This window comes from Nocardioides sp. NPDC057772, from assembly GCF_042798075.1.
Lineage (GTDB): Bacteria > Actinomycetota > Actinomycetes > Propionibacteriales > Nocardioidaceae > Nocardioides.
This window is the reverse complement of the sequence record NZ_JBHVKN010000002.1, coordinates 1-26554: the sequence shown is the minus strand read 5'-3', so window position 1 is coordinate 26554 and position 26554 is coordinate 1. Positions and strand designations below refer to the sequence as shown.

Below are 26554 nucleotides of genomic sequence, written 5' to 3'. Positions count from 1 at the left end.
ACCGAACAGCCACAGTGACGGGTCGTGCTTGTCCTGAGCCAAGGAGAAGATGAACTGGCGGTTGAAGTCGTCGTTGCGGCTCCGCCAGGAATTCCAGCCCTCCCACTCAGCTGGGTCGCTCACGAGCACGTCGAGGGGCTGAGTGCCGAGTTCGTTCTTCACGGCGAAGTGCACCTTGTACTGCTTCGGATCGAAATCGTTGGGAAGCAGCACCGAGAGCGGGTTGGTGTCCATGCCTGGAGCGTGCGACCGGCTACTGCCTGGATGCGGGGCGACCGGAACCACTGGTCCTTGGATCTCAGGCCCACGAGATGGTCAGCACGCCATGGTTCTTCTGCAGCTCTGTAACTCCGGATGGCGAGGTGTGCGCCTTGGTGCGTCGTGGCCAGTACGTGAACTTGGGCTCTGCAGGTCGACCACGCTGATCCCAGGCCTGGATCTGTTCGACGACGTGTGCAGCAACGCGACCAGCATCGGGCCCGAAACCCGTCGCACCGAACTCGAACTCCTCGCCGTTCTGCCGCATCCTCAAGACCGCGAACGATCCACCGACTGCTGCGCCGAACGGGAAGTAGCGGATCCCCAGCTCGGACGCCAAGGTGGAGTCCGCTGCCGGGATGGCGCGACAAAACCCTTCGAGGCTGCAGACGAACCACAGGTACAGCCCCGAGAAGTCGACCATTCGACCGACCGTGACACCTGCCCATGCGTCAACCCGGGCGAAGTCGACGGCGCGGGTGAGCTCGTCGGCCTGTGTCGGAAGCTGCTCGTCGAACCGGAGCGTCAGGCCGACGTCAGTTCCCTTCACATCAACCTCCAGCTCGTCGTGCCGCCCGATCCCCTGCATCGGCACGAACCCGCAGACTTCCGCGGATTCAGAGACGAGATGATCGTCGTCGCGCCGAAACCGGATGGCGCGCGTGATCGACCGCATCCGCAGCGGAACGACAAGACGCCCGGCGGGCGCCAGCTGATCGATCCAAGCGGGCGGGATGTCCCAGGCCCCGACCGTCACGATGATCGCGTCGAAGGCCTCGTGGCCGTACAACGGCTCCTCGGCGTCGGCGGTGATCACCTCGACCCGGTCGCGGTAGCCCGTCGCGGCCAGGCACTCTCGGGCCCGGTCAGTGACCCAGGGATCGATGTCGACGGTGAGGACCACGCCATCCTCGCCGACGACTTCGGCGAGGAGAGCAGCGTTGTAACCGCCAGATCCAATCTCGAGCACACGACTACCAGACGTGATGGCGGCCTGCTCGATCATCCGACCTTGTAATCCAGGAGCCGAGACCGAGGAGAGTGGATCGCCGCGATCATCGCGGCGGGTAATGACCGCGTCGTCGGGGTCATAGACCTGGGAGAGCGGCGTGCCCGCCGGCACGAACTCTTCTCGTGGCACCGTCCGTAGCGCGCCCAGAACGGCGGGCGACGTCACCTGTCCGCGCGACGCGATCTTCCCCACCATCGCGGTGCGAGCGTCTCGGAGGCCATGCGCGGCAACTTCGCCCAGCAGTGCACCGCTGTTGCTGAGGATGAAGGACTTTAGCGCCTGGGGCTTCAGATCGATGGCATCCAACGAGCCCTCTCCGAGCTCGATCTGATCGAGGTCGTACGTCCCCCGGGACGGGTCCTCGACCTCGGGCCCTGTGCGGCGGCTCAGATCCAGGCTGACGAGACGAGCGATGAAGTAGTGCTCGATGCGTACGCCGTCCGGAGAGCGCGAACTGTGGAGGAAGACCCGCCCAACTCCAGCAGCAGTAGCGCCGAGCTCCTCGGCGAGCTCTCGATGAAGCGCGTCCTCAACCGAGGCATCGGTTGGTTCCACACCGCCACCGGGCGTCGTCCAATACGGTGCCTGTCCTGGCTTGGTTCGTTTGATCAACAGCAATCGCCCTGAGTCGTCGATCAAGATGGCGCGCGCCGAGTGCCGCCCACCATGAACGTTTGCTGGGACCGTACGTACCGCCTCTTCGCGCGGTCCGTTGGTGGTGACTTGAATGACGGACATCTACGCAGCTCCTTGCTCGCAACTCGTTCTCGGGACACAGCAGGCTACGGCGTACGGCGTCAGCATCGGGGTAGCACGGCTCCGGCAATCTGTCCTCGTCCAGAATGCCGTCCTAGACAGTCCGATAGTCCGTGAGACTTCCGTAGCGGACTCGGACCCGGACTCCGCTGCCCCGCCTCCAGACCCTGCGCGGGGTGGAAGGGATTCACGGTTTTAACCGCTGCCGCTCGTCCAGACCGGCACCTACAACGAACTCCTCCATCTGCCGGTGGCTCCTTGGTCACACCTGCCTGCTGACGCCCATCGAAATCAGCAGGAGGACCAATGCCGACCTTCAACGACCCGGTCAAAGATGCCGAGAAGGCCCGTCAAGCACTGCGCGGCCTCGCGTATGCCACCCGAGAGATCGATGACCCTGCATCGGTCTACAACCTGCTCGGCACCTTGTCGCAGACGATCGCTTCGATGGAGCAGACGCTCCACCAGATCGCAGCCTTCCACGACAGCCTCAAGCGACGAGACCTTCGTCCCGTCGTCGCCGACAGCGCCCAATCCGGGTACGCCACGTCCTTCCAGGTGTCCTGGGAACTCCATCGAGCTGCCGAGATCACGCGGCAAGTCGGCAAAGCGGTCGACCATGCTCACGAACTCGAGGCCCGGATCGCGTACTCACGACCCGTCGAGCCCACAGCACGAGCCAACGCGACTTCCAGAAACGGGATCTCGCTGTGACCTGGGACGAGCGTCTGCACGCGGCCACCCTGGTCGCTCCCGCCCACGAGCGCCCCCGAGACCGTAGGAAGCGGCATCGAGCGACCGCCCGAATGCTCGCTGATGGCCGGTCTGTGCGGATCCGCGACGCGGATAGAACAGAGGTGGAGCTGGCTCGGAATCAGCCCGTGGTCGGCCGGTCCGGCGAGTCTGGACCGGCCGTGTTGCGTACGCCCGGTCGGCTTCGTCTCCCCAAGCACCAGGACACTTCCGCGACCTGGGCCGGGGCGTACCCCTTTCTCGCCGAAGGCGGCCTCGGCTCGGACGGTGTCTTCGTCGGCCAAGACCTCTACTCGGGGAGCTCCTTCGTCTACGACCCCTGGGTCCTGTATGCCCGCGGCCAGATCACCGCGCCCAACGTCGTGCTCGCCGGCATCGTCGGCTCCGGGAAGTCTTCCCTCGCCAAGAGCCTCTACAGCCGATCCATCCCGTTCGGACGACGCGTGTACGTCCCAGGCGACCCGAAAGGCGAACATACCCCGGTCGCCGAAGCCGTCGGTGGGCGAGCGATCTCACTCGGCCACGGAATGCCGGCCCGCCTCAACCCTCTCGACGAGGGCCATCGACCGGCGAACATCGACGACACCCAGTGGGCAGCCCAGGTCACTGCTCGGCGTCGGGATCTCCTCGGCGCGCTGTCTGAGACCGTGCTCGACCGCTCACTCACGCCCTTGGAGCACACGGCGATCGACGTCGCTCTGGACCGCACTGTCCGCTCCTCCGACGTGCCCGTCCTCCCGCTCGTGGTCGACCGACTCCTCTCCCCCGACCCCGCCGACGATCACGATCACCGACTCAGCGAAGACGGCCGACTCGTCGCCCATGCACTTCGCCGACTTGTCGCCGGTGACCTCGCTGGCCTCTTCGACGGCCCTTCGACCGTACGTTTCGACCCGACGCTTCCGATGATCTCCCTCGATCTCTCCCGCGTCACCGAGAATGCCATGCTGATCTCGGTCCTGATGACGTGCGCCTCAGCGTGGATGGAGTCCGCGCTCCTCGACCCCGACGGCGGGCAGCGTTGGGTCGTGTACGACGAGGCTTGGCGCCTCATGTCCTACCCGGCGCTACTGCGGCGAATGGACGCCCACTGGCGTCTGGCTCGTCACTACGGGATCGCGAACATGCTGATCTTCCACAAGCTCAGCGACCTCGACAACGTCGGTGACTCCGGCTCCGCCATGCGATCCCTAGCCTCATCTCTGCTCGCCAACGCCGAGACCCGAGTTATCTACAGGCAGGAGTCTGACCAGATCGGCGCCACCGCTGCGGCGTTAGGTCTGACCTCGACCGAGCAGGAACTGTTACCCACGCTGGGCACCGGGCAGGGACTGTGGCGGATCAAAGAGAGAGGATTTTTGACGCAACATCAGCTACACCCGTCCGAGCTGGCCCTGTTCGATACGGCCGCCAGGATGCGGTCACCACGCTGACCGGCCGGACCATCGAGGACACCTCATGGGTATGAAACATAGTCACGGACAACCCCAAGGGTCGCTGCCAAGATTCGCTGGGCCTTCCCTGTCCTGGAACGCTCCTGTCGTCGAGGCCCTCGACGTGATCGAAGGTCTCCCCGGATTCGCGCCGGACCACGTCGAGTGGGACTTCTTCCGGTTTTGGAGTGACAGATTGCACGCCCCAATGCGGGGCGCGTTCATCTGCGCGTACCCAACCGACCAACGTGTTGGCGTGAGCTTCCGCGTGACTGGTGACCAACTCACGATGTCGCCAACTAGCCCTCAGACACCGCTCCGAGAACTATCGACTCGCGAGGTCGCGCACGCACTCGACGTGCCCGTCAGTAGCGCAGATCGGGCCGCGGCAGCACTTCGGGATGCGCTGACCCTGGCTGTGACGAGGTATAACGCCGCCCACGACGCAACCCGCAGGTCCCGCAGGACCCGCCTCGCGGAACCGCGGTCCATCAGTGAACGTCCTGCTCCAAGTCGGCCCGACGCACTCGGCCTCTGAAGAGACATCCAGCGACGTCGACACTTGTCCACCTGATGCCCAGCGACCCTGCAACTTGCCGGGCAGAACCGATGGGGCGTCAGTGTTCAGAGCTTGTTCTCGCCAGAATGCCCATCTCCAACAGAGTCAACGTTGAGCGACGACCGTCGCGCAGTCGTCGTCGGTGATCGCGATGAACTCGGCGACCACGGCTGCGAAGTGCTGAACGGGAGTGCGGTCGTCGGCGAATAGGGTCAGCCCTCGGCCTTCGTCGAGTGAGACGTGGACAAGCCCGTTTCCGAAGACGGAGGCTCCGTTGAACGTGTGGCGGTCGTTGGACTCTTCTGTGTGGCGCTCCCAGGCGGCAATGCCGTCGAGAAGGTCGTCCGGATCGTCGGGCCGCGCAACCGATAGTCGATAGATGCCGCTCCTGAAGAACCCTGCAGCGACATAGACGTCGTCGAGTAGCGCGACGAGGTCACGGAGGTACGCGCGGTCGACCGGGGTCTCCCACTTGGGCTCCCAGGACTTCCTCTGCAGTGTCACGTTAGCTTCCTTCTGACCGTGTGGCGGATACGGCTGTGCCACGGCTAACTACTCTCGGAAGGCGGCCCATCGCTCGGTACGCTCGGTCACTGAATCCGTCCGCCTCTTGGACCGGGACGGTCAACGACATAGACCGCGGCGGGCTCGATTTTTCCATCCCCGTGGTGATGCTCGATGAGTCCGATCCGTGTACATCCGGATGCCTCGTAGAGCCGAATGGCCGCTCGGTCCTTGAGCATTACGTCGAAGGCGACCTCGAGGCCATGGTTCTCGGCGTGATTCCGGATGACAGCCAGCAGTGCGCCGCCGGCACCGTTCTTGCGGTGGTCGGGATCGATGAAGAGCCTCGCGGGGATGGCGAGCTGGTCGAGATCTTCCCCAGTGTGCTCGTGCCAGATGCGTGCCGCGTCGTCGTCGGCAGTTGCACGGGTGATGGTGGCTTGGCCGATAGGTCTGCCGCCATAGACGGCTGTCCATGCGCCGAAGGTCCTCGGTGGGGTCAGCCACCCGATGGGATCGGCCACGCCTTCGACCGGATACCCATCGAGCGCGTGGACCTTCACGAGCACTTCGGCGAGTTCGGGGAGGTCTTCGCTGCGGCGGGGTCGGACATCAAGGCCACTCACTGGACTCATTCGTCGACCTTCATGGTGTAGTCCAGGCCGGTGTAGTCGGCACGCATGACGAACTCGGTGACCTCGAACGGCCGACGGTCCTGGTCGAGCCCGGTGTGAAGGACGACCAGGACGGGGACGCCGTCCGGGAGGTGGAGCCCTGCGACTTCCTCAGGTGTGGGCATCCGAGCGGTGACTTCTTCGCGGGTGTAGGTGATGAGGTGTCCTTTGTCCTCGAGCCGGGCATAGAGGTCGCCGGGGCCAAGGTCATCGCTGCGTCCGAGAACGCTGTCCTTGGCGATGTCCCATGGGATGTAGGTGACCCCACGCTGCATCGGTTCAGCATCGGCGAAGTACCAGTTCTCGCGGCATACGACGCTTGGGGTGTCGTCGCTGACCCCGAGCCGTTCAGCGATCTCCGGTGGCGGAACGACTTGATCGATGCTGGTCATGTAGGCGTTGGGCGTTCGCTCTTGAGCGATCACTTCGGCGTGGAACGGTGACACGCCGGTCTCATCGCGGAGCTTCTTCGAGTAGCGCCGCTGGCCGAAGCGCATCAGCCGTGGCTTGGTCCGCACGAAGACGCCCCGCCCGTGCTCAGCCACCACCAGCCCTGTCTCGGCCAGTTGGCGCACGGCCTCTCGTGCGGTGTTGCGGGCGACCTCGTGCGTCGCTGCTAGCTCGCGCTCGGACGGGAGTTTGTCTCCGGGCTGGAGGTCTCCTCGGTCGATCGCGGCTCGAAGGATCGCGGCGATCTTGCGGCTCGCGGTCTCCGGTCCCTGAGGGGCTCTATCGCTCACTGTTCGAACCTATCGCAGTCTGGCTTGAGCCAGTCGTTGACAACTGGCTTAAGCCACTATAGCGTCAATCGGGCCAACTGGCTCAAGCCAGTTGTGTGCGGGTGGGGAAAGCCTCCAGGTCTGGCCCGTGCCAGATCTGGAGGCGCACCACAACCATCTGCATGGCCGCGGGTTTGGGAAGGACCCAGGACAGTGACGACGCAGGAGCATCCAGACGTGAATCACTCCACCGAGCTCTTCTTCGACACGGAGCACGAACAGATGCACGCTCAGCAGGCGGCGGTCCTGCCGCGGCGTACTGCGGGTTCGTCTGGCTGCCCTTCCCCAGACCGCCCGCTCGCCCTGGCGCATGACCCCGCCTTACTGCAGGCGGTTCTCAACGGTCTTCACCGCTTGGATGACGGAGCCGTGGCGTGGTGAGCGATGTGGGCACGATGAGTCTCCAGCGACGACTGCCGGTACGTCGGGCGGGCCGACCCCGCCTCGTTCCGCAGATCGCGGACAGGTCACGGATGGAGCCGCGCGAGGAGATCCTTGACGCTGCGGCGAGGTTGTTCGTGGACCTCGGTGTCGCGGCGACCTCGACCCGGGATATCGCCGACGCGGTCGGCATTCGGCAGAGCTCGATTTACTATCATTTCCCGTCCGGGAAGGACGAGATCCTCGCCGATCTGTTGCAGCGTTCGATCCGACCCACTCTCGACAAGATCGAGAAACTCGAGGCACTGGGAGCCGAAACCGGCGCCGAACCCGATGTGCTCCTGTATCTCCTGGTCACACTCGATGTACGCACGTTGGCGCAAGCGCCGCACAACGCGGGTGTCCTCGCAGTCCTTCCAGAGGTCCAATGCAAGGACGTATTCGGACCATTCGGGACCGCGCGTCAGAACCTCGCGGACGCCTATGCGCGGCTTGGAGCTCAGGTCATCAACGAGGGCGACGCAGCGACGAGCGCCCCTTCGGCCGACGAATTCCTGGGTGACCTGCTCCTCGAAATGGTCGAGGTCGTCATCGGAATGCGGTCCAACGGGCACCGCATCAACCAGAACATCGAGTCGATCATCGCTACGTCATGTCTGCACGCCTGTCGGGCCGACCAGTCACGCATCGACAAGGCCGCCGCCAGGGCAGGCGATCTGGTCGGATCTCTGGAGACTTGATTCCCAGCGAGGCTACGACGCCTACCCAGGATGGGCACCCGCCGACCGCCGACGAGGCGCGGCACCAACTCGACCAACCGACCGACACCGCGCCGTCACCTCGGCGCCGCCGCTTACTGGGCTACCGCCCGGTTTCGGGTTGGAGTTCTCGGATCCATTCGGCGACGGTGTCTGCGGTTGCCATTGGGGTCGCCGTGTCCGTGTCGAACACTGGGGTGAGATTTGTACGCAACCAGGCACCGAACGCAACTTGCTCGTCGATGTCGCGCAGACGCCAGGAAGGCCTGGCCTCGATCCGTTTCCGGCGCACGTCGTCAGCACAATCGAGCACGCCGAACGCGATCTCGCCGAGGAGTTCTCGACCGGGCAGGGTTTCGAGGTGTTCCGGAATGAACGGGCCGACCAGCATCGTGGGCATCCGGTTCTGTGCCAGGCCTGCAGCGACGTGGAGCCAGGTGTCGCGGAACGCGCCCCACTCGATGCCGCGGTCGGGCGAGGCCCCGCGCAGTGGGTCGATCAGCCAGTCGCCATCGAAGACGACACAAGTCCCGGCGAGGCGCTCGATCAGCAACGGGACGATCGTGGACTTGCCAGCACCGGAGGCCCCAGTGAGCACCACCAGCGGATACCGTCGCTCGGCCACCGGAAGGGTGCTGCGTCGCGCGGGCATGTCCACGCCACGAGATTTTACTGTTTCGATAGTTTAAGGATCCGGGTTCGAGGTAAGACCTCTAGGACGATGTCGTTCGCCCCGATCGGGAGGGACCCACGATGACGCTTGATCAACTGGAGCAGGAGCCGGCTGTCAGCAACCCAGCAGACGCATCGAACCGTGAGATCGATCGTCGGAATGCGCCGTTGCGGACCGAGATCCAACTCGTACGGGGCGGGGTGGGTGACGCCTCGAGCTTCGACCGTTCGCTGCGCGAGAGCGTGCTCTACGTGCTTCGGTGGAGCGAGACCGAACTGCTCACCGGCGACCAGGACGGCGTGCGGTGGCTGTACGCGTTCACCAGCATCCGGGACCTGGCGAGGTACGCCACGATGCGAGGGGCCGATGAGACGGCCGCTGTCGACTTCATGACCGTGCGCGCGGACCGGCTTCTCGACGCCGCGCTACCGGAGTTGGCCGCCGCGAGTGGGCTGCCGACCGGGCTTGCCCTCGACATCGGCAGCAGCGCTCCGATGCTTGTCCCATCGCTACCGGTGGCCGAGGCGGGCGCCGCCGATGACGCAGCAGCCGGTGACGTGGACGGGGCAGCTTGATGGGTGGCGAGAATCTCAACGTCGACCCTGAAGCGCTCAAGCGCGCCGAGTCGGGGATCAACGCGACCATCGGTGAGCTCAACGACATGGGCATGCTCGGCTCGGGCAGCCACGGACGCGGGTTCGGGTCGATGGCGCTGTCGGGGATGGAGGCCGGGCACTCCGGGCTCGCCGATGCGTTCGGCGGATTCTGTGAGCGGTGGGGTTGGGGCGTACGGGCTCTGGTGCAGGATGCGAACCAGATGGCGCAGGCGCTGGGTATGGCCGCCGGGCTCTTCCACGAGCAGGACCAGTACGTCGCGGACGCCGGCAAGATCATCGCGACCTCGGTCGCCGGCAACCCACACCTGTCGGAAGCTGAGATCACCTCACAGTCGTGGGGCGAGAACTTTGACGACTGGAAGCCGGACTACTCCGTCGAATCCCAGATCGCGGCCAACGAGCGCATGGGCGAGACCTGGAGCACGGTCGGTGACGACTGGGTCGAGACCCAGCAGGAGAAGCTCACTGACCCGCTGGGCTATGCCCAGGAAGAGGTCGAGTCGGCCTGGGACGGCGTGACCGGACCGCCCGAGGGCACCGAACCAGTCGAGGATTCCGGCGAGGATTCCATCGACGGACACCCCGGCGACGTCGACCGGGGTGGTCGCTGATGGGGATCGGAGGCTGGCTGCGAGACCGCGCCAACGATGTCGGCGAGGCGGTCGAAGGCGCGATCGACGATGGCGCCGAGCTTCTCGGCGAGGGCGTCGAGGAACTCTCCCACGTCGCCGAGGACGGGCTGAACGCGATCGGCGCCGAGTCCGCCGCAGACTGGGTGCGCGAGCACGGCGACCAGCTGGCCGACCACCTCGGAGCCGATGTCGGCGAGAGGCAGCTGGGAGAGACCGATGACCCCAAGCAGCTCGTCCACGGTGACACCGGGAAGATCGACGAGGATGTCTCCCACCTCGATGACCTGGCCAAAGCGTTCGGGAACGTGTCAGCCGGGATGTCGAGCATCGACACCGGCAGCTGGCAGGGCCAGGCCGGCGACGCGTACGACGCGCAATGGTCCAAGACTCCCGCCGACTGGGCACGTGCCCAGGCCGCGTGCGAGAAGGCCTCGGGTGCGCTGAAGTCGTACTCGTCGACGGTGACGTGGGCGCAGGACCAGGCCGCGGAGGCGATCCGGGAGTGGAAGGAGGCCGAGGCCAAGCAGCAGGCAGCGCTGGATGCCCACAACGCGAAGGTCTCCGACTACAACGCGGCCGTGGACCGCTACAACGCCACCGCAGCCGCCGGTGGTGACCCCGGCACCAAGCCGACCGCGCCCGGTGAGTTCGTCGACCCCGGGCCCGCCCTGTTCGAGGCCGCCCAGCAGACGCTCAAGGAAGCCCGCCGACAACGCAACGAGGCCGGCGACCAGGCCGCCTCCACGATCAACTCGGCAGCCGCGACCGCCCCTGAGTCCCCCGACTTCGTGGGCCGGATGAGCGCCAACGCGACCGACCTGGCCGCCTGGGGACAGACCCAGAAGATGCACTTCACCGGCGGCGCCCTCAAGGGCCTGGCCGGGATGGCCCGATTCGCACGGTCGATCAACCCGACCGACCCCTACAACCTGCTCCACCCGGCCGAGTACACCGAGACGCTGTCCAACACCGCCGCCGGGCTCGTCTACGCCACCGCCCACCCCGGCGAGCTCGCCTCCGCACTGGTCGGGTCCGGCTGGACAACCGACCCCGCCGAAGCCGCCGGTCGCCTGGCACCGGATGCGATCATCACCGCACTCACCGCCGGTGGCGGCGCCGCGGCGAAGGGAGCCGGCGCCCTCGACGACCTCGCGCGCTTGGGCGATGACGCGAGCCGCTTCGCCGATGACGCCGCCCGCATCGGCGACGACGCCGCCGACACCGCCCGGCGGGGAGTTCCAGACGAATGCAAGAACGTATGTGGTGACCCGGTCGACGTCGCCACCGGCGCGGTGTTCCTCGAGCAGACCGACCTCCACCTCCCCGGCGTACTCCCCCTCGTGGTGACGCGGAAGCACTCCTCGGACTGGACCTACGGGCTCTGGTTCGGCCGCACCTGGGCCTCCACCTTCGACGAGCGCATCGACCTCGACGACGACGGCGAACACGTCGTCGTGGTCCGGGCCGACGCCACCGCACAGGTCTTCCCTCAACCCACGCCGGAGGAGCCCACCGAACCTGTCGCGGGAGGCGGGACCCGGTTGAGCGTCAGCGAGGTCGGCGGCTACACGCTCACCGATCTGACCACGGGACAGCAACGTCACTACCTGCCCCCGGTCGAAGGCCGGTCGATGATGGCGGCGCTGACCGACCCGACCGGCCACCGCTACATGATCGCGCGCGACCCCTACGGTGCACCGGTCGAGATCCGCCACACCGGCGGCTACCGCATCCTCATCGACACCCAGGGCTCCCGCATCACCGCCCTCACCGTGGTCCGCGACGACGGCACCCAACAAGGGGCAGCTCCCGTCAAGGTCGCCGAGTACGTCTACGGGCTCGGCGACACCGATGCCGGGCACCTGGTCGGTGTCATCAACGCCTCCGGTCACCCACTCCGGTTCGCGTACGACGACATCGGGCGGCTGGTCGAGTGGGCCGACCGTAACGACACCGTCTACACCTACCGCTACGACGAAGCCGGGCGCTGTGTCGATCAGGCTGGCACCGACGGCGTCATGGCCAACACCTTCGCCTACACCGTCATCAGTCCTACATTGCGCGAGACCCTGGTCACCGACTCGGCCGGACACTCCACGCGCTTCCTCATCAACGAACGGTCCCAGGTCCTCTCGGTCACCGACCCCCTGGGTGGTGAGACCCGTTCGGTCTGGGACGAGCGCAACCGGTTGCTGTCCCGAACCGACCCCCTGGGTCGGACGACCTCGTTCTCCTACGACACGGACGGCACGTTGGTCGCCATCACCCGGCCCGACGGACTGCAGCAGACGGTGGCGTACGCCGCCTTCGGTGGCCGGCCGCAGCCGACCCGGACGGTGCTGCCCGACGGCACCGTGTGGGTCTTCGAATACGACGAGAACGGGAACCGCACCGCCGCCACCGACCCGCTCGGTGCGACCACCACCTTCACCTTCGACCAGCGCGGGCACCTGACCGCGATGAGCGATGCGCTCGGCAACGTACGCACTATCGAGACCGATCCGGCCGGCCTCCCGCTCGTCATCACCGAGGCCGATGGCAACACCACCCGCCGCGAGCGCGACGCCTTCGGCCGGGTCACGACCATCACCGATGCACTCGGAGCAACCGTCACCCTCACCTGGACCCCGGACAGCCAGCTCGCCTCCCGCACGCTCCCCGACGGAACCACCGAGACCTGGAGATACGACGGCGAGGGCAACCCCGTCGAACACGTCGACCCGGCAGGCCGCATCACGCGCACGGAGTTCACCCACTTCGACCTCCCGTCAGCGGTCACCGCACCCGACGGCACCACCACCCGCTACACCTACGACCCCGAACTGCGCCTGCGGCAGGTCACCAACCCTCAGGGCGGCACCTGGACCTACGACTACGACCCTGCCGGCCGGCTGGTCGCCGAGACCGACTACAACGGCCGAACCCTGCGCTACGACTACGACCGCGCCGGACAGCTCACCCGCCGCATCAACGGCGCCGACGAGGTCATCGCCTACGAGCGCGACCAGCTCGGGAACATCACGACCCAGCACGTCGGTGACGTCACGACGACGATGGCCTACGACCCACTCGGGCGGCTGCTACGTGCGACCGGACCAAAGGTCGAGCTCGTCCTCCAGCGCGATCCGCTTGGCCGGATTACCGCCGAAACCATCAACGGCCGCACCGTTACCTCGACCTATGACGAGCTGGGCCGACGACTTGCCCGGACCACGCCCGCCGGGGTCCAGACCACCTGGACCTATGGCTCCGCTCCGCAGCCCACTGGCGTGACCGTCAACGGGCACCACCTCGGCATCGACCGCGACCTCCTCGGCCGGGAAGTACGCCGCGACCTCGGCGGCGCCGCCCTCGACCAGACCTGGGACCAGCTCGGCCAGCTCACCAGCCAGACCCTCACCACCACTCCCCAAGCCGAAGCCGCCGGGAACTCGCTCGCGGACCGCCTCGGCGGACTGGGCGGTTCCGTCCCTGGACTCTCGGCTGGTGCCGGACCGCGGGTCCTGCAGCAACGCGGCTATACCTACGCCGCCGGCGGCAACCTCATCTGGATCGACGACCAACTCACCGGCGCCCGCCGCTTCGAGCTCGACCTTGCCAACCGGATCACCTCCGTGTCCGGCCCCGACTGGACCGAGGTCTACGCCTACGACCCGATGGGCAACATCACCCGGTCTCTTACAAACGGCACCGCCGATAGCGAACGTCGCGAATACGACGGAACCCTGCTGACCCGCTCAGGCCGCAACCGGTATCGCTACGACGACCAAGGCCGGCTGGTCGGAAGGACCAAGATCCGGCTCTCCCGCAAACCGGAGACCTGGACGTACGAGTGGGACGCCGACGATCGTATGACCAGCGTGCGCACCCCCGATGGCACCCACTGGCGCTACCTCTACGACATCCTCGGCCGACGTATCGCCAAACACCGCTTCGACGACACCGGCCAGGTAGCCGAAGAGATCGTCTTCGCATGGGACGGCACCACCCTCATCGAAGAGACCACCTCAGGCGGGTCACGCTCCTGGACCCATGACGGACTCCGTCCCGTCGCCCAGCTCGAACTGTCCGACGATGACGTCGACGCTCGTTTCTACTCCATCATCACCGACCTCGTCGGCACCCCCACCGAACTCATCACCCCCGACGGCAACCTCGCCTGGCACGCTAAGCGGACCCTCTGGGGTACCCCTGCCAACGCAGCCGATTGGCTCACCCCACTGCGATTCCCTGGACAGTACGCCGACCCAGAGACCGGGCTGTCTTACAACTACCTGCGCTACTACGACCCTGAAACGGGGCGCTACGCATCTCAAGACCCCTTTGGGCTAGCTCCCGCACCCAACCCTTCAACGTACGTCGCAAACCCGACTGCTGCGATCGACCCGCTGGGTCTCGCGCCATGCCGTCCTCCGGGTTTCGCCAATGACGCCGTCGATTCCGCGTACCAGGACATGAACAAGGGCGGTGGGCACGCCATTCGGCACCTTCGTGACGAAGGATTGATTCCGAACAAGGGATCACTCCAGTCCCAAGTCGAGAACTTCAGACAGCTCACCCGGGACGTACTCACGACCCCGGAGAAGAGCTTCGATTGGAAGATCGGCGACACCCAAGCACGGGCGTTCGCCGGGACCACCCGCGATGGAGACCAGGTCGTGCTCTTCGTGGCCAAGGAAGGCCCGCACCAGGGTAAAGTCCTGTCCGCAGTGGTGCCAGACGCCGGGCAGATAGCAAAGTGGGGACTATGACCAATGCGCTCACCGAGGCACTGACGTGGAGCGTCACGGCCGTCGAGTTGTGTCTGTTCACCGTGACCAACGCGACGAACTCGCTTCAGCCATTGGGTGGCGGAACACCCCCTAGCGAAGTACGGCAGTACGACTTGGATGCTCCTGATGGCGTACTGGATGGATTGCGCGTCCGGGAAATCGACCTCGTCTACCCCGCGATTCCGGACGACCTCGAGACAGTTGTCGAATCTTGGCTATCTGGCGCCGTCGACGCCGGTGCGGTCGTCGCGTGGTTCGGCTTCGAAGGATCATTTCACTTCGACCACCTGCTGACCCCCGACACCGCCCGCCAGATTTATGGTGTGGCGGACAGCGACGGAGTCTCCGTTGCCCTCGACGACGCTCGACGTCAATCTGCAGACTGGGCAGGCCTGCTGACCAGGCTGCGAGCACACATCTGCTGATGCTTCGGTGGGAAGCACGAAAATGAGCGTCGAGTCAGATGAGCCGTCACCCGCGAGGACACCGGGGTCCTACGACGTGCAACCAGAAGCTCCTCACCTCTCGACGATCGATGTCTGGCACGAGGTCGTTGATGACGCCGCCATCTGGGCCCGCTTCAACCAGCGGTTCGCCTTCAAGGCGAACTACTACGAACGGAGTCGGCCTGCCATCCGGCTGGATCCTGGCTGTCTCGTGATCGACCTGGCACCAATCTGCAGCGGCTCGCCTGCGCGCTGCGCTGCGGATGAGGATCGCCTCGAGCAGGCAGCATTCCAGGCGTTCGCGGACCTCGCTGGTGATGGCGAGATCTTCGCGATCGACTGGCAGCATCCCACCTACCGCTACTCGCCCCGTGTCCAGGTCGACGCGAACACCGGATACGCCACTTCCGTGTTCCCTGATGGCGACTACTACGCCCACATGCCCGCCGACCTCGCGTGGGGAACGTTTGGCCATCCCTGGCAGCAGACGCTGACGTTGTGGGGCGGTGAACTCATCGCCACTCTCGGCGCCGACCTGCTGACCTGGCTCCCGAAACACGACCAGAGCCGCGTCTGAGCGGGCTCACGGGAGGATGCCTGCATGAGTCCGGAGACACCGAAATACCCCTTGTTGCGCCGGTTTCTGGCTGATCTCGGTGAGCCCGAACGGTCCCGGATCCTCACCGTCCCGCAACGGCGCGTGTCTGGGATCGAGGAGTTGACCTACAACGTGATCGAGATCCAGCTCGACTTCGATTCCCACACCGCATCGGTCTACGACGTGCTCGATGCCACAATCACCGAGACCCTCCCGCTCAAGGAGTTCCTCGAGGCGGTAGACAGTGGATCAGTTCCAATCTGACGGCTAGGCACTCGTCGTCATCGAATTAGACCTCTGGCGGAGGCCGCCTTTTCCAGGCTGATGTGGACGAGGCGCTCTTCGGCGCCAGGCAGGCATAGAAGCACCTGGCACGGTCGGATGCGCGCACCTGCTGTTCGACAGCACAGCAGGAGGCGACGATGTCGACAACACCCACCGAGCGACAAGCGCGCAAGCAAGCTGAACGCGAAGCCAAGCTCGAAGCCCTCCAACAACGCCTGACGTCAGCCGTGGAGGGCCTGGTGACAGGCGAGGACTGGCGTCGTGCTCTGGAGTTCTCGGCCGATTTCCGAAGCAGAAGTTTTCGCAACACCATGCTGATCGCGGCGCAGCACTCCGAAGCCTACGAGCAGGGCCGCGTGCCCCGCCCGGTCCCGACCTACGTGGCCGGTTTCAAGCAGTGGCTCGGCCTGGGCCGGACTGTGGTGAAGGGGCAAGCGGGCTATCAGATTCTCGCGCCGAGCACGGCCCGGTTCGCATCGGCGACGCCGTCGGTCGAGGCGTCCTGGCGGCGGCTTGCAACCAACGAGAAGCCGCAGGCTGGCGAGACGGCGCGGACCCGGATGGTCGGGGTCCGAGTGGCGTATGTCTGGGACATCTCCCAAACCGAGGGCGCCCCGATCCCGACCCTCCCGCGACCAGCACCGCTGGCCGGCAGCGCACCCGATGGGCTCTGGGACGGGCTGGCTGACCAGATCACCGCTCGCGGGTTCGAGCTACGCCTGGTCTCGAACGCCGAATCGCTCGGCGGGTCCGACGGGCTGACTGACTATCTCACCCGCCAGGTCTCGATCCGGACCGACATGGACGATCTCAACCAGGTCACCGCCTTGAGCCACGAGCTCGCGCACTGCATCCTCCACGGCCCAGAGAACCCCGAGGCTAGCGCGGACGCGATGGCACACCGTGGCGTACGGGAAGCCGAGGCCCAGGGGACCTCATTGATGGTGCTCGCTGCCCACGGTCTCGACACCACCGACTTCACCGTCCCCTATGTCAGTTACTGGGCAACCACCGTTCCCGGTGTCTCCCCGGTTGACGTCGTCCAGGCCACCGCGGAGCGCGTGCGCAGGACTGCACTCGGCATCCTCGACGGACTCGAGACGGCGAAGGTCAGCGACGGCGCACCTCCTGGACTCGAGCGCCCCCAGTCGCCTCCGAGCAACTCGGCCGACCTCACCCGTCCCGTGACCAGAGTCCAACCGAGCGAGGCGATCGGGCTGTGAGCACCCTGGAGATGCTCCCCCTCCTACGTATTCAGTTCGACGGATCCGGCGTCCCCACCTTTACCCTCGATGAAGATGAGTACGTGCCACCGGGCGGCCCCTACCCACCCGAACGGGCATCTATCCGCGACATCCTCGAGGCGATCCGCGCCGACCTCGGACCAATCCGAGTCAAGATCGTCGAAACCGACGGGAGCACTTACAGCGACATTCTCCTCGCCGGCGATGCCGACAGCACATCCGCCGCGACGACCGACACGAACGCATACGCATCCGGCTTTCTCCCAGGAGAACTGGTCGCCGTCGCGGTAATCCTCAGCGAACATCCCGCCTCCGAAGACGGCACCAGCAACATCCGCTTACCAGCTGCCGTCCTTGCTCGACACGGCAGCTCGTTGATGCTCCTTGGGCGTTCGTCAGGAACGCTCACGTTTCTCGGGACGAAGCAGTGAACCCGAACGCCCGACCCATCGATGACGCGCTGGTCAACCTCGGACTCCTGCTCGTCGCCGGGCTCGCAGGCTTGTTCGCGATCCTGTGGGCAGCAGCCGAAGCCTGCGGCTACCTCACCGGCGCCATCGCCCACGGCAGCGGCTTCTCCACTGGCCTCGACGTGCTCGCAGACCCACTTCACCCGGCCGGGCAGCACCCTCTCGCATACTGGTTGATCACCGCCATCAGCGTCCTGATCCTCGGCGCGAGCGCATGGTTCGGATGGAAGCTGATCGGATTCACCAGCCACCGAACCTCCAGAGACCCTCGACGCCTCGCCGGAATCGCCACCGCCAGAGACGTACGCGCCTCATCCTCCAGCCGCGCGCTACTCAAGCGTGCCGCGAATCTGCGCCCCGGCCTCGCCAATCCTCGCCCCAAGGACGTCGGCTACGAGCTCGGCAGGTCCCGCAACTGCCGCGTCTGGTCTTCAGTCGAAGACTCCATGCTGGTCCTCGGCCCGCCACGCTCGGGCAAAGGGCTCCACCTCGTCATCAACGCGATCCTCGACGCGCCAGGTGCCGTGGTCACCACGTCGACGCGCCCCGACAACCTGACCGCGACGATCAGCGCCCGTGCCGAGGTCGGACCCGTCGCGGTTTTCGACCCGCAGGGTCTGACCAGGGCCACCTCATCCGGGCTTCGCTGGTCCCCCGTACGTGGATGCGAGGACCCCCTAACCGCGATGATTCGAGCCACCGGTCTCGCTTCCGCCACCGGCCTCTCCGCGGGTGGGGTTGAGAGCGGTGGCTTCTGGGAGGGCAAGACCCGCACCGCCCTCCAGGCCCTGCTCCATGCCGCGGCCCTCGACCACCGCAGCGCGAGCGACCTCTACGCCTGGACACTCAACCCGTCCTCGGCCACCGACGCCGTCGCTATCCTGCGCAGCTCACCGACCGCCGCCGACGGATGGAGCGAGTCCCTCGACGCCATGATCAGCGCCGACCCACGAACTCGTGACTCGATCTGGATGGGCGTCTCACTCGCCCTCTCATCTCTTTCCGACCCCCGCGTGCTCGACACCGTCACCCCGCGCGAAGGCGAGGAGTTCGACCCGACAGACTTCCTCACGAGCGACGGCACTCTCTACCTGCTCGCTACCGGGGCCGGCGCCGGGGCGGCCTGGCCCCTGGTTGCCGCATTCATCGAAGACCTCGTCGAGACCGCTCGCCACCTCGCCGCCCGCTCTCCTGGTGCCCGACTCGACCCTCCTCTCCTCCTCGCACTTGACGAGATCGGCAACCTCTCCCCCTTGCCCTCGATGCCCGTGCTGATGGCCGAAGGAGGCGGCACCGGCATCACCACCATGCCTGTCCTCCAGTCCCTAGCCCAGGCCCGCGACAAGTGGGGCGACCACGCCGCCAACGCAATCTGGGATGCCGCAATCACCAAAGTCATCCTCGGCGGCGCTTCGGCCACCAAAGACCTCCAAGACCTCTCCGCCCTCATCGGCGAACGCGACGAGGACACTGACACGCTCATCATTGGCGATCACGGCTCGCGCTCACTGCAGCGATCTGTGCGCAGGGTCCCCGTCATGCCGCCCGAGACGATTCGGACGTTGCCCTTCGGGACTGGGCTGATCCTCCTTCGCAGCACTCCACCCATCGTCACGGAGCTTCGCCGCTGGACTGATCGCGGCGAACTCGATCACCGGATTGCGCATCGCTCCGAATGCGGCCTTCCATACCCACACCAAAGTCCTTGTCACGATACCGCCTGGACTCGGCTCGGTCCTGGACTGCCCCGGCGACCATCGTCACGGAGTCCCCGTGACCGTTGACGCGGATGGAACGCTTCGCGACATCGACCGAGCACTCCGCCGCAGCACACCCGGACCAGCTCGGCGATGAAGGCGCTCGTCGATGCCTGCGGAGATGTATGGCTAGCAGCGCTCGGCGTCCCGCCGCGCGATCTCGTCACATTCCAGGCCGGGCAAGACCTCGGGCCAGGGATCGTCCTGCACCGCTGGCGGAACACGCGTTCCAGTTCCAGCCCGAGAACAGACACACCCCATCCGCATGGACCACGCCGGCTACGGGGCGCGTATCCGCCGCCCATGCCTGACCAGGGACGAACGGGGCTAAGCGACCTGCGGTGACAGATCGACGGCGGGCGCCAAGGCGATTCTGCTGGGATGATCAGCGTAACGCGACACGCCCGCGCTAGTGTCTGGGCGATCGGTAGATGCGTACGCCGGTCGCAACAACTGTGGGGGTAGGTAGAGATGGCACTTGAAGTCGTGCACGGCGCGAGTCGCAACCGCAACGCCGCCCGCGCACTCGCAAAGCAGCTGGGCGAGGTCATAGAGGACGGAACCGTCTACCTCGGCTATCCGGTGCTCGCCACTGCCGACGAGCGCGTTGAGGTAGATGCACTCTTGGTCAGCCGCACCCATGGGCTGGTCGCGTTCCTTGTCGCTGGCGATGTTCCTACCTCGCCAGAGTCCCAGTCGGATGCCATCGCTTCCCAGGACCGGCTGTTCGCCGTGCTGGAGGGCTACCTGAGCCGCCATGAGGGCCTGAGGAAGGGACGCTCCCTCGCGCTAGTTCCGAATACAGCCACACTCTTCCCATCGCCCCCGCCTGCGGCCCTACGTGAAGCAGAAGAGGGGTTCTATGGCGAACTTGGGGACCTAACGGATTGGCTGGCCGATCTCGAGCCGATCACTGAGCGATTGGAACTGAACCTCCACGCCGCCCTCCAGAGGGTGACAACCATAAAGCCGACAAAGAAGCGGTCTACGGTCACCAAGGCAGGTTCACGCGGTGCTGTACTAAAGGAGATCGAGAAGGGGATCGCCAACCTCGACCGCTGGCAGAAGATGGCGGCCATCGAGAGCCCTGAAGGTCCACAGCGAATCCGGGGCCTCGCTGGCTCGGGCAAGACAGTGGTACTCGCACTCAAGGCTGCGTACTGGCACACCACCCATCCCGAGTGGAACATCGCTCTCACCTTCCACTCGCGGGCCCTTTACCAGCAGATCGACGATCTGGTTACGCGCTTCACGTTTGAGCACGGCAATGACAGGCCAGACCCCGAGCGGCTCCGGATCATTCACTCGTGGGGCTCACGCGGCCGCCCGGGCGTCTACAGCATGATCGCCGTGGCATTGGGTGAAACACCGCGCGACTGGGCGTATGCACGAGGCAAGTACGGGATGGAAGACGCGTTCCAGGGTGTTTGCCGGGAGTTACTGTCCTTAGCCAAGACGCGATCTGTCGAGCCGATCTTCGACGCTGTCTTGATCGACGAGGCCCAAGACCTTCCCCCCGAGTTCTTTCAACTCGTCTACCGCTTCACCCGTGACCCGAAGAGGATCGTGTGGGGATACGACGAACTCCAGCGTCTCTCGGAGGCGGCAATGCCATCGACGGCGGAACTCTTCGGAACAGGACTCGACGGCGAACAGCTCATCAGCCTGGAGGCACCGCCCGACGGTCCGCAGCGCGACATCGTCCTGCCTGTCTGTTACCGAAACACACCGTGGGCACTCGCGACTGCACATGCGCTCGGAATTGGGGTCTACCGGGACGAGGGGCTACTCCAGCACCCCGACGAGCCACAACTCTGGTCTGACATCGGTTACAGCGTCGTGCATGGCCAGTTGTCGCCGGGCGAGAGCGTCACTCTCGAGCGCTCGCAGGAGAGCTATCCGTCGTACTTTCCGGACCTGCTGAACCCAGATGATGCAGTTGTGGTCCGGTCCTTCGAGGACCGGGACGCGCAAGACGCTTGGGTTGCCGACCAGATCAAGAGGAACATCACCCAAGACGAACTGGACTATGACGACATCCTGATCGTCCTTCCTGACACGTACCGTGCGAAGACCCGGGCGCCACGCTTACAGCGTGAGCTCGAACGCCGGGGGATCGACTCCCACCTGGCCGGCGTGAACACCAGCACGGATCAGATCTTCCAGCCAGACTCGGTGGCGATTGCCCACATCTACCGGGCCAAGGGCAACGAGGCGCCGATGGTCTACGCGATCGATGCGCACCAGACGGCAGCCAGCTTCAACGCAGTCACCAACCGCAACAAGCTCTTCACAGCCATCACACGTAGCCGGGCATGGGTACGCGTCACGGGCTACGGCGATCGGATGAAGCTTGTCGAGGACGAGGTGACTGCGGTTAGGACCAACGGATATCGGCTACGCTTCACGATCCCAACGGCCCCCGAGTTGGCCCAGCTTCGCCATATCCATCGAGATCGGCCAGAAGGAACCGAGGTTGCCGTGCGCCGAGCCACCGAGGGCGTCTCCACTTTCCTGGAAGCCCTCGAGCGGGGCGATATGGACCTTTACGACCTTCCCCCAGACATCAGAACCCGATTGACCCGCCTCCGGGTCGATGATCAGACCGGGGCCGATGACGACGACCGCTAGGGCAATTGCCGACTCAGTCCAGAACATTCTGGACTACCTGATCGAGGCTGACCTCGCGCTATACACCACCGCCGTGGCAGTCTCCCCCGGCCGTGTTACGTTCACTCGCTACCAGCCGGATGCGGCGTTCTTGATCGACCGAGAGCATCCAGGAATCGATCAGTACATGGCGTGGGTGACGTCCGGCTCATACTCAGCCGTCCTCCTTGACGGCGCGTTGCTTCAGTTCACGTACACCCTCGAGGGCGGCGAAGTCACGGGTCACAGACTCGCCTACATACCCTGTCCGTTCGCGGTCGACCCCGATCTTCTCGCGTCAGGTGAACCCCTCGCGGACATCATCGATATATACCGGGATGGCGACGCGCTCCTACGCAGCCCAATTCGCTTCGACTTCGACCCTGAAGCTAGCAAGGCCGGGCACCCCGCGGCGCACATGACGCTCAACGGTGTTGACTGTCGGATCGCAGCCGTTGCACCAGTCCATGCGTTGCGGTTCGCGGACTTCGTCTTCCGCAACTTCTACGCTGAACTCTGGGTCGCTCACCAGCCGTTCTTTAGCGCAGCCACAGCCCGACACCTTGGTCCAGCCGTGATCACGGACGTCGAGCGCCAAGAACTCCACGTCGCCTGGGACACACATTCGAAGCTGCTATCAGCCTGACCAGCTGGAATCGGGTGGGGTGGCGTCCACGACGGCCGGCAGATCAGCCATCGAGGCGTTTCCCCACCTCTCGTCGCCACGACGTCGAACGAACCGGGCGGCCTGGTAGCGCTGGACCCACCTGAGTTCAGTACACAGCCCGCGTCTCGCTGATATCGCCGCGCAGCGCTCGCCGCCGCAGCAGTTCTGGTGCATGCAGACCCGCCCATCCGGCTCGCTGCGACCGATTCAGCCACACTGCCTGAGGTCCGGTTCGTGTTCGAGCTCGATGCCGACGACGAGGACCAGACCGTTAGCCGCGCCACCGCCGTCGTGACAGCTGCCGTCGCCGGAAGCCACCTCGAACAGGCACGCTGGACCTACCGGGTGCGGATCTCCGGCGCGCCCGGGTGACCAGCGTTCGTACTGGTCACCAGAGCTAGCGCCAGTCCAGATTCAAGCCACGCACCCACCTCCACATGAGCATGCCGGCTGCACGCGGGAACACAGACGGCTGCGGTGGATCGCGCGAGACAGAGAAACAACCGAGCTGGCGTTCCGCTGTCAGACGCGCAGAACGCGTGCCGACTAAACGTCTTATCGGGCAATCTTTGCCACAGCGGCCGCGGCGGCGTGGTCGAAGACACCGTGCTCACACGAACCGCCTAGATCCTCGGCGGTGAGCGTCAGAACGATCAGGATGTGTCCCCGGCCGATGTACGCGAACCGCGTTGAGCCCGAGCTGCCGCTGCTCGCGGTCCATGACTGCACGATCTGTATGCCGACTTCTCCGCGACCCAGGTCACAGGCTCGCATGTGCGACTCGACTGTGAGATCGTCGGTGACAGCGATGACATCGCTGCACTCGTTGACCTGACGTCCAAGGAGTTCGACGAGACGACCAGGCTCAAGGGCACGGTCGGAGGCGATCTCCTGCTTCAACAACATCGCGCCGTCGGGGCGTGGCCCAAGCATCTTCGACGTTGACGTCGGCTGCACCCCATCGTGAGGCTTCGTCCGTCAGCTCGCGAGTGACTTGTCGGCACTCGGATCCAGACATCTCCGAATCAGACACGGAGCCATCCGGGCGTACCGGCACCTCCGTCGTACGCCACTCACCCGGAAGCTCGGCCGCAACAAGCAGGCCGCTCAGTTCCGCACTCGAGAGCAGAACCTGGCCAAGGTCTCCAAAGCCGCCCGCACGGCGGGAGGACTCGCCGGCACCGGCGCCGACGCCACCGCGCACAGCGCCGAAGCCGTACGACTCCTCGTCACCATCCCCGTCGGTGATCCCGTCCAAGTCGATGCGTTCCGCAACCTCGACAAACTCTTCCGCCACGTCGACAACGCCCTGCACCGGGCGATCGAGCACGGCTTCAACACACGCATCTACCTCGTGCGCAACACCCTCCCCCGCATCGACCCCACCGACGGCCTCCAACCCCACCTGGCACGGCAGATCTTCGAACCCCTCCAGCACCAAGGACGTACGCCACTGGTCGCCGTCGCGCGCCGCTACCTCCGCACCGACCCGGTCCGGATGGCCCCGCCCGGAGTCGCCGCGATCAACCGCGCCGATTTCCGCAAGGCGATCAACTACCGTCGAACCACCGGCGGGGGCGGAGTCGCCCTTTAGGTCCGGATCCGAGCCGTCATTGCGAGGGGACCGTCGGCAGTCACTTCCGCCACTGCTCGACGACGCTGTCCCGGTAAGCCTCAGCGATCTTCCGCGCCGCACCGTCCAGCCACCTGACCCCGTCGACCACCCACAGCCGAGCCATCGCGATCGCAACGATCCCGTCCATGTCCTCGGTCTCCTCCCGGAGACCATCGAGCAGGTCAAGGACCATCGCAATCCCCCGACTCAGACTCAGCCCCTTGATAGGAACCTGCTCGGCCCACGGCGCGCGCCAAGGTCCTAGCACCAACTCCGCGCGCGCAGTCATCAGATACACCGCCAGGTCCCCCAGCCCGGCCTCGTCGGCGTGATCCGCGAGCCCCACGAGAAGGGAGCTCACCCGCCGGCAGATGGTCAAAGCCTCGTTCGTGTTGATGTCTTCCATGTCCTTAGGGAACCCCAGATCGCCCACGCTCAGTGGCCTGCACCTGGCGCCTGTGGAAAACCTCCCCGGTCTCGCCGCCTGTGGATGACGACCGGCCCGCTTTCGCGAGCGCCGCTGACACCCGTGACAAGGCTTTACGATGAGAAGCATGACCACCAACGACTGGACACAGGAGCGAGTCCGGGACCTCGTCGCCCATGCCCGCCAGGAGCAGCCCAGGTGGTCGTGGAAATTGAGCGTGCGTCCCGAAACTCTCGCAATGCTCGACCCGAAACCAGGGGCTCTCACCCACCCCGACCCCGGCTTCGCACCCCTCGACATCCTCACCTTCGACGGTTGCGAGCTCGCCGCGCTTGACCTCCTCTGGGACATCGTGCTCGCCAGCGCCGTCGATGCTCACGGCTTCACCCCCAACCAGGTCGTACCGTCCTACTGGCTCGACCTGTCCACTGGCGTAGTCGAGGAATGGACCGAAGAGGCTCACACCCGACTCACTCGCGGGACTTGAGGCTGGCCCGCACTATCGCATCTCGGCGCCGCTGGCAGGTGGCTGACCGCCGACCCGCCATCGGAAACTCGGCATCTGAGTTGCCGGCAGCACCGCGTGGCGTGTTCCGGCATGACAGTCACTCGAGGCGGTGTGACTCAATCTGCGAACGAGTCGTTGAGCTGACGGCATGGTCCGCATACAGATTGGTACGGGGTACGCGGCGTTCCTCACCAGGAACTTTCAGTGTCACGGACAAAGGCTCCGTACGGAGCCCATTCCACAGGTGAGTCTCGTGTTGCCCAGAACTGTCGGTGCCCTCGTTTACCCTGAGAACACACGTTCGAGGTGGTGCCAGATGATGACCGTTCACGAGGTAGCCGAGCACTACGGGGTCAGCGAAGCGTTCATGGTGCGTGCGCTCGACAGGATCGGATTCAAGAACGCGAAGCCCGACACCGCCGTCCCCTCGCCGACGATCACCTGCTTCGAGACGGTATTCGGCGACCAGATACGGGCGGCCCGGCCCAGGCCGCCCGCAGCGTTCACCGCCGAGTCGGACGCTGAGCCGACGGCCTCCCGTCTTGTCCGCAAGCCCAAGCCTCACGTCATGCGAGTCGCCCACGAGCGGGTTGGTGCCGGACGCGACGCGGCCAGGAACCGGGAGAAGCGGCTGCTGGCCAGCCCAGGCCTCATACACGCGATGGACCTGGTCGGGACTTGGGACGGCGACCCGTGGAGCGGCGAGGTCGTGCCCGGCGCCGTCCATTTCTTCGGCGGTCCGATCAACAGCGGACCGCGCGCAGCCTGCGGCAGGTCGCACATGCGCGCCGTCCTCGGTGACGAGTTCGTGCCCGCCGACGACCCGCGAACGGCGGGGCAGTGCCCTCGATGCGCCGAGCTGGTCGCGGAGGGCAAGGGCTTCCGGAACCCGCCCGGCTCCTACGACCCGTTCTGTCAGGCGTACCTGCATGTGAAGATCGACGGCCAGGTCGAAGTCCAGAACTGCTCGCTGAGTGGCCAGCACCGGGGCCTGCACCGCACCCGCGAAGGCGCGACGTGGGACGTCGGCTTCGACGACTTCGTGCCAGCGCCGCTCGACGCGGGCTGCCACATCACGAAGGTCTCCTGAACTCGCGCCGCCTGGCCGAGGCGGTCCACGCGGTACATGTTCCGCGCCATGACGTTGGCGCAAAGTACGCTCACCGTCATGGCTAGGGGCCCGCGCGACTACCACTCAGCGACAGTGAAAGCGTTGTACGAGTTGGGAAAGGGGCTCTTCCTACCTGAGGTGGGGGTGGCGTAGGCCGCCGGCGATGAGGAGCATCCTGAGTCGGTAGTGGTCCAGGTTGCGGAAGCCACGGGCGAT

Annotated in this window: 25 protein-coding genes; 18 read left to right on the top strand and 7 right to left on the bottom strand. The window is 65.6% G+C overall.

Features of this window, described 5'->3' with window-relative positions:
- Positions 1 to 298: 298 nt before the first annotated feature.
- Positions 299 to 2008, bottom strand: coding sequence for a methyltransferase, FxLD system (gene fxlM, locus ACFVJS_RS00675; protein ID WP_378876404.1), 1710 nt, complete (start codon positions 2006 to 2008; stop codon positions 299 to 301).
- A gap of 324 nt (positions 2009 to 2332) precedes the next feature.
- On the opposite strand from fxlM, the gene ACFVJS_RS00670 reads away from it, so the two are divergent.
- Both ACFVJS_RS00670 and ACFVJS_RS00665 read left to right on the top strand, forming a co-directional pair.
- A complete protein-coding gene (locus ACFVJS_RS00670; RefSeq protein WP_378876403.1) occupies positions 2333 to 2740 on the top strand; it encodes a hypothetical protein in 408 nt (135 codons plus the stop codon).
- Positions 2741 to 2940: 200 nt separating this feature from the next.
- Positions 2941 to 4212: an ATP-binding protein gene (locus ACFVJS_RS00665; protein ID WP_378876401.1), complete on the top strand. Its 1272-nt coding sequence runs from the start codon at positions 2941 to 2943 to the stop codon at positions 4210 to 4212.
- 664 nt (positions 4213 to 4876) lie between these two features.
- Here the strand turns inward: ACFVJS_RS00665 and ACFVJS_RS00660 are convergent.
- The 3 genes from ACFVJS_RS00660 to ACFVJS_RS00650 all read right to left on the bottom strand — a co-directional run bounded on the left by ACFVJS_RS00660 (position 4877) and on the right by ACFVJS_RS00650 (position 6689).
- Positions 4877 to 5275: a hypothetical protein gene (locus ACFVJS_RS00660; RefSeq protein WP_378876399.1), complete on the bottom strand. Its 399-nt coding sequence runs from the start codon at positions 5273 to 5275 to the stop codon at positions 4877 to 4879.
- A gap of 86 nt (positions 5276 to 5361) precedes the next feature.
- Positions 5362 to 5910: a GNAT family N-acetyltransferase gene (locus ACFVJS_RS00655; protein WP_378876397.1), complete on the bottom strand. Its 549-nt coding sequence runs from the start codon at positions 5908 to 5910 to the stop codon at positions 5362 to 5364.
- The gene (locus ACFVJS_RS00650) at positions 5907 to 6689 is read right to left on the bottom strand and encodes a GntR family transcriptional regulator (RefSeq protein WP_378876395.1); all 783 of its coding nucleotides are present in this window, start codon (positions 6687 to 6689) and stop codon (positions 5907 to 5909) included. Before ACFVJS_RS00650 ends, ACFVJS_RS00655 begins: the two co-directional genes overlap by 4 nt.
- Before the next feature lie 512 nt (positions 6690 to 7201).
- Between ACFVJS_RS00650 and ACFVJS_RS00645 the strand changes: the two genes are divergently transcribed.
- Positions 7202 to 7849 (top strand): TetR/AcrR family transcriptional regulator, encoded by a 648-nt coding sequence (locus tag ACFVJS_RS00645; protein WP_378876393.1) that lies wholly within the window; start codon positions 7202 to 7204, stop codon positions 7847 to 7849.
- Positions 7850 to 7970: 121 nt separating this feature from the next.
- On the opposite strand, the gene ACFVJS_RS00640 is transcribed toward ACFVJS_RS00645, so the two are convergent.
- Complete coding sequence (locus ACFVJS_RS00640; RefSeq protein WP_378876390.1) at positions 7971 to 8525, bottom strand: hypothetical protein; 555 nt, start codon at positions 8523 to 8525, stop codon at positions 7971 to 7973.
- Positions 8526 to 8620: 95 nt separating this feature from the next.
- Here ACFVJS_RS00640 and ACFVJS_RS00635 point away from each other — a divergent pair, with 95 nt between their 5' ends.
- The 12 genes from ACFVJS_RS00635 to ACFVJS_RS00580 all read left to right on the top strand — a co-directional run bounded on the left by ACFVJS_RS00635 (position 8621) and on the right by ACFVJS_RS00580 (position 23049).
- Positions 8621 to 9115: a hypothetical protein gene (locus tag ACFVJS_RS00635; protein ID WP_378876388.1), complete on the top strand. Its 495-nt coding sequence runs from the start codon at positions 8621 to 8623 to the stop codon at positions 9113 to 9115.
- Complete coding sequence (locus tag ACFVJS_RS00630) at positions 9115 to 9768, top strand: WXG100 family type VII secretion target (protein WP_378876386.1); 654 nt, start codon at positions 9115 to 9117, stop codon at positions 9766 to 9768. The genes ACFVJS_RS00635 and ACFVJS_RS00630 overlap by 1 nt, the downstream gene beginning before the upstream one ends.
- Entirely contained in the window at positions 9768 to 14540 is a 4773-nt protein-coding gene (locus tag ACFVJS_RS00625; protein ID WP_378876384.1) for a putative T7SS-secreted protein, read from the top strand. The genes ACFVJS_RS00630 and ACFVJS_RS00625 overlap by 1 nt, the downstream gene beginning before the upstream one ends.
- A complete protein-coding gene (locus ACFVJS_RS00620) occupies positions 14537 to 14986 on the top strand; it encodes a hypothetical protein (protein WP_378876382.1) in 450 nt (149 codons plus the stop codon). The genes ACFVJS_RS00625 and ACFVJS_RS00620 overlap by 4 nt, the downstream gene beginning before the upstream one ends.
- 22 nt (positions 14987 to 15008) lie before the next feature.
- Positions 15009 to 15584, top strand: coding sequence for a DUF2716 domain-containing protein (locus tag ACFVJS_RS00615; RefSeq protein WP_378876380.1), 576 nt, complete (start codon positions 15009 to 15011; stop codon positions 15582 to 15584).
- A gap of 24 nt (positions 15585 to 15608) precedes the next feature.
- On the top strand, positions 15609 to 15869 hold the full coding sequence (locus ACFVJS_RS00610) for a hypothetical protein (protein WP_378876378.1): 261 nt from the start codon (positions 15609 to 15611) through the stop codon (positions 15867 to 15869).
- 158 nt (positions 15870 to 16027) lie between these two features.
- Positions 16028 to 17113 (top strand): ArdC-like ssDNA-binding domain-containing protein, encoded by a 1086-nt coding sequence (locus ACFVJS_RS00605; protein WP_378876376.1) that lies wholly within the window; start codon positions 16028 to 16030, stop codon positions 17111 to 17113.
- Positions 17110 to 17565 (top strand): hypothetical protein, encoded by a 456-nt coding sequence (locus tag ACFVJS_RS00600; protein WP_378876374.1) that lies wholly within the window; start codon positions 17110 to 17112, stop codon positions 17563 to 17565. The genes ACFVJS_RS00605 and ACFVJS_RS00600 overlap by 4 nt, the downstream gene beginning before the upstream one ends.
- Complete coding sequence (locus tag ACFVJS_RS00595; protein WP_378876372.1) at positions 17562 to 19388, top strand: type IV secretory system conjugative DNA transfer family protein; 1827 nt, start codon at positions 17562 to 17564, stop codon at positions 19386 to 19388. The genes ACFVJS_RS00600 and ACFVJS_RS00595 overlap by 4 nt, the downstream gene beginning before the upstream one ends.
- A 444-nt stretch (positions 19389 to 19832) precedes the next feature.
- Positions 19833 to 21992, top strand: a complete 2160-nt coding sequence (locus ACFVJS_RS00590; RefSeq protein WP_378876370.1) for a DEAD/DEAH box helicase — start codon at positions 19833 to 19835, stop codon at positions 21990 to 21992.
- Positions 21976 to 22656, top strand: coding sequence for a DUF2290 domain-containing protein (locus ACFVJS_RS00585; protein WP_378876368.1), 681 nt, complete (start codon positions 21976 to 21978; stop codon positions 22654 to 22656). The genes ACFVJS_RS00590 and ACFVJS_RS00585 overlap by 17 nt, the downstream gene beginning before the upstream one ends.
- Positions 22657 to 22911: 255 nt before the next feature.
- The gene (locus ACFVJS_RS00580) at positions 22912 to 23049 is read left to right on the top strand and encodes a hypothetical protein (RefSeq protein ID WP_378876366.1); all 138 of its coding nucleotides are present in this window, start codon (positions 22912 to 22914) and stop codon (positions 23047 to 23049) included.
- A gap of 183 nt (positions 23050 to 23232) precedes the next feature.
- Here the strand turns inward: ACFVJS_RS00580 and ACFVJS_RS00575 are convergent, their stop codons facing one another.
- Positions 23233 to 23577, bottom strand: coding sequence for a hypothetical protein (locus ACFVJS_RS00575; RefSeq protein ID WP_378876364.1), 345 nt, complete (start codon positions 23575 to 23577; stop codon positions 23233 to 23235).
- Between the two features lie 94 nt (positions 23578 to 23671).
- Between ACFVJS_RS00575 and ACFVJS_RS00570 the strand changes: the two genes are divergently transcribed.
- Positions 23672 to 24271 carry a hypothetical protein gene (locus tag ACFVJS_RS00570; protein WP_378876362.1) on the top strand — a complete coding sequence of 200 codons (600 nt, stop codon included), beginning with the start codon at positions 23672 to 23674 and terminating at the stop codon, positions 24269 to 24271.
- A 40-nt stretch (positions 24272 to 24311) separates the two neighbouring features.
- Here the strand turns inward: ACFVJS_RS00570 and ACFVJS_RS00565 are convergent, their stop codons facing one another.
- A complete protein-coding gene (locus ACFVJS_RS00565) occupies positions 24312 to 24698 on the bottom strand; it encodes a hypothetical protein (RefSeq protein WP_378876359.1) in 387 nt (128 codons plus the stop codon).
- A 148-nt stretch (positions 24699 to 24846) separates the two neighbouring features.
- Between ACFVJS_RS00565 and ACFVJS_RS00560 the strand changes: the two genes are divergently transcribed.
- Complete coding sequence (locus tag ACFVJS_RS00560; protein ID WP_378876357.1) at positions 24847 to 25206, top strand: hypothetical protein; 360 nt, start codon at positions 24847 to 24849, stop codon at positions 25204 to 25206.
- A 337-nt stretch (positions 25207 to 25543) separates the two neighbouring features.
- Positions 25544 to 26317, top strand: a complete 774-nt coding sequence (locus tag ACFVJS_RS00555; protein WP_378876355.1) for a hypothetical protein — start codon at positions 25544 to 25546, stop codon at positions 26315 to 26317.
- The last annotated feature ends 237 nt before the right edge of the window (positions 26318 to 26554 follow it).

Coding starts and splice junctions, on each gene's coding strand:
- fxlM (WP_378876404.1), bottom strand. CDS start 2,008: ATGTCCGTCATTCAAGTCACCACCAACGGACCGCGCGAAGAGGCGGTA.
- ACFVJS_RS00670 (WP_378876403.1), top strand. CDS start 2,333: ATGCCGACCTTCAACGACCCGGTCAAAGATGCCGAGAAGGCCCGTCAA.
- ACFVJS_RS00655 (WP_378876397.1), bottom strand. CDS start 5,910: ATGAGTCCAGTGAGTGGCCTTGATGTCCGACCCCGCCGCAGCGAAGAC.
- ACFVJS_RS00645 (WP_378876393.1), top strand. CDS start 7,202: ATGGAGCCGCGCGAGGAGATCCTTGACGCTGCGGCGAGGTTGTTCGTG.
- ACFVJS_RS00635 (WP_378876388.1), top strand. CDS start 8,621: ATGACGCTTGATCAACTGGAGCAGGAGCCGGCTGTCAGCAACCCAGCA.
- ACFVJS_RS00630 (WP_378876386.1), top strand. CDS start 9,115: ATGGGTGGCGAGAATCTCAACGTCGACCCTGAAGCGCTCAAGCGCGCC.
- ACFVJS_RS00625 (WP_378876384.1), top strand. CDS start 9,768: ATGGGGATCGGAGGCTGGCTGCGAGACCGCGCCAACGATGTCGGCGAG.
- ACFVJS_RS00620 (WP_378876382.1), top strand. CDS start 14,537: ATGACCAATGCGCTCACCGAGGCACTGACGTGGAGCGTCACGGCCGTC.
- ACFVJS_RS00615 (WP_378876380.1), top strand. CDS start 15,009: ATGAGCGTCGAGTCAGATGAGCCGTCACCCGCGAGGACACCGGGGTCC.
- ACFVJS_RS00610 (WP_378876378.1), top strand. CDS start 15,609: ATGAGTCCGGAGACACCGAAATACCCCTTGTTGCGCCGGTTTCTGGCT.
- ACFVJS_RS00605 (WP_378876376.1), top strand. CDS start 16,028: ATGTCGACAACACCCACCGAGCGACAAGCGCGCAAGCAAGCTGAACGC.
- ACFVJS_RS00590 (WP_378876370.1), top strand. CDS start 19,833: ATGGCACTTGAAGTCGTGCACGGCGCGAGTCGCAACCGCAACGCCGCC.
- ACFVJS_RS00585 (WP_378876368.1), top strand. CDS start 21,976: ATGACGACGACCGCTAGGGCAATTGCCGACTCAGTCCAGAACATTCTG.
- ACFVJS_RS00565 (WP_378876359.1), bottom strand. CDS start 24,698: ATGGAAGACATCAACACGAACGAGGCTTTGACCATCTGCCGGCGGGTG.
- ACFVJS_RS00560 (WP_378876357.1), top strand. CDS start 24,847: ATGACCACCAACGACTGGACACAGGAGCGAGTCCGGGACCTCGTCGCC.
- ACFVJS_RS00555 (WP_378876355.1), top strand. CDS start 25,544: ATGATGACCGTTCACGAGGTAGCCGAGCACTACGGGGTCAGCGAAGCG.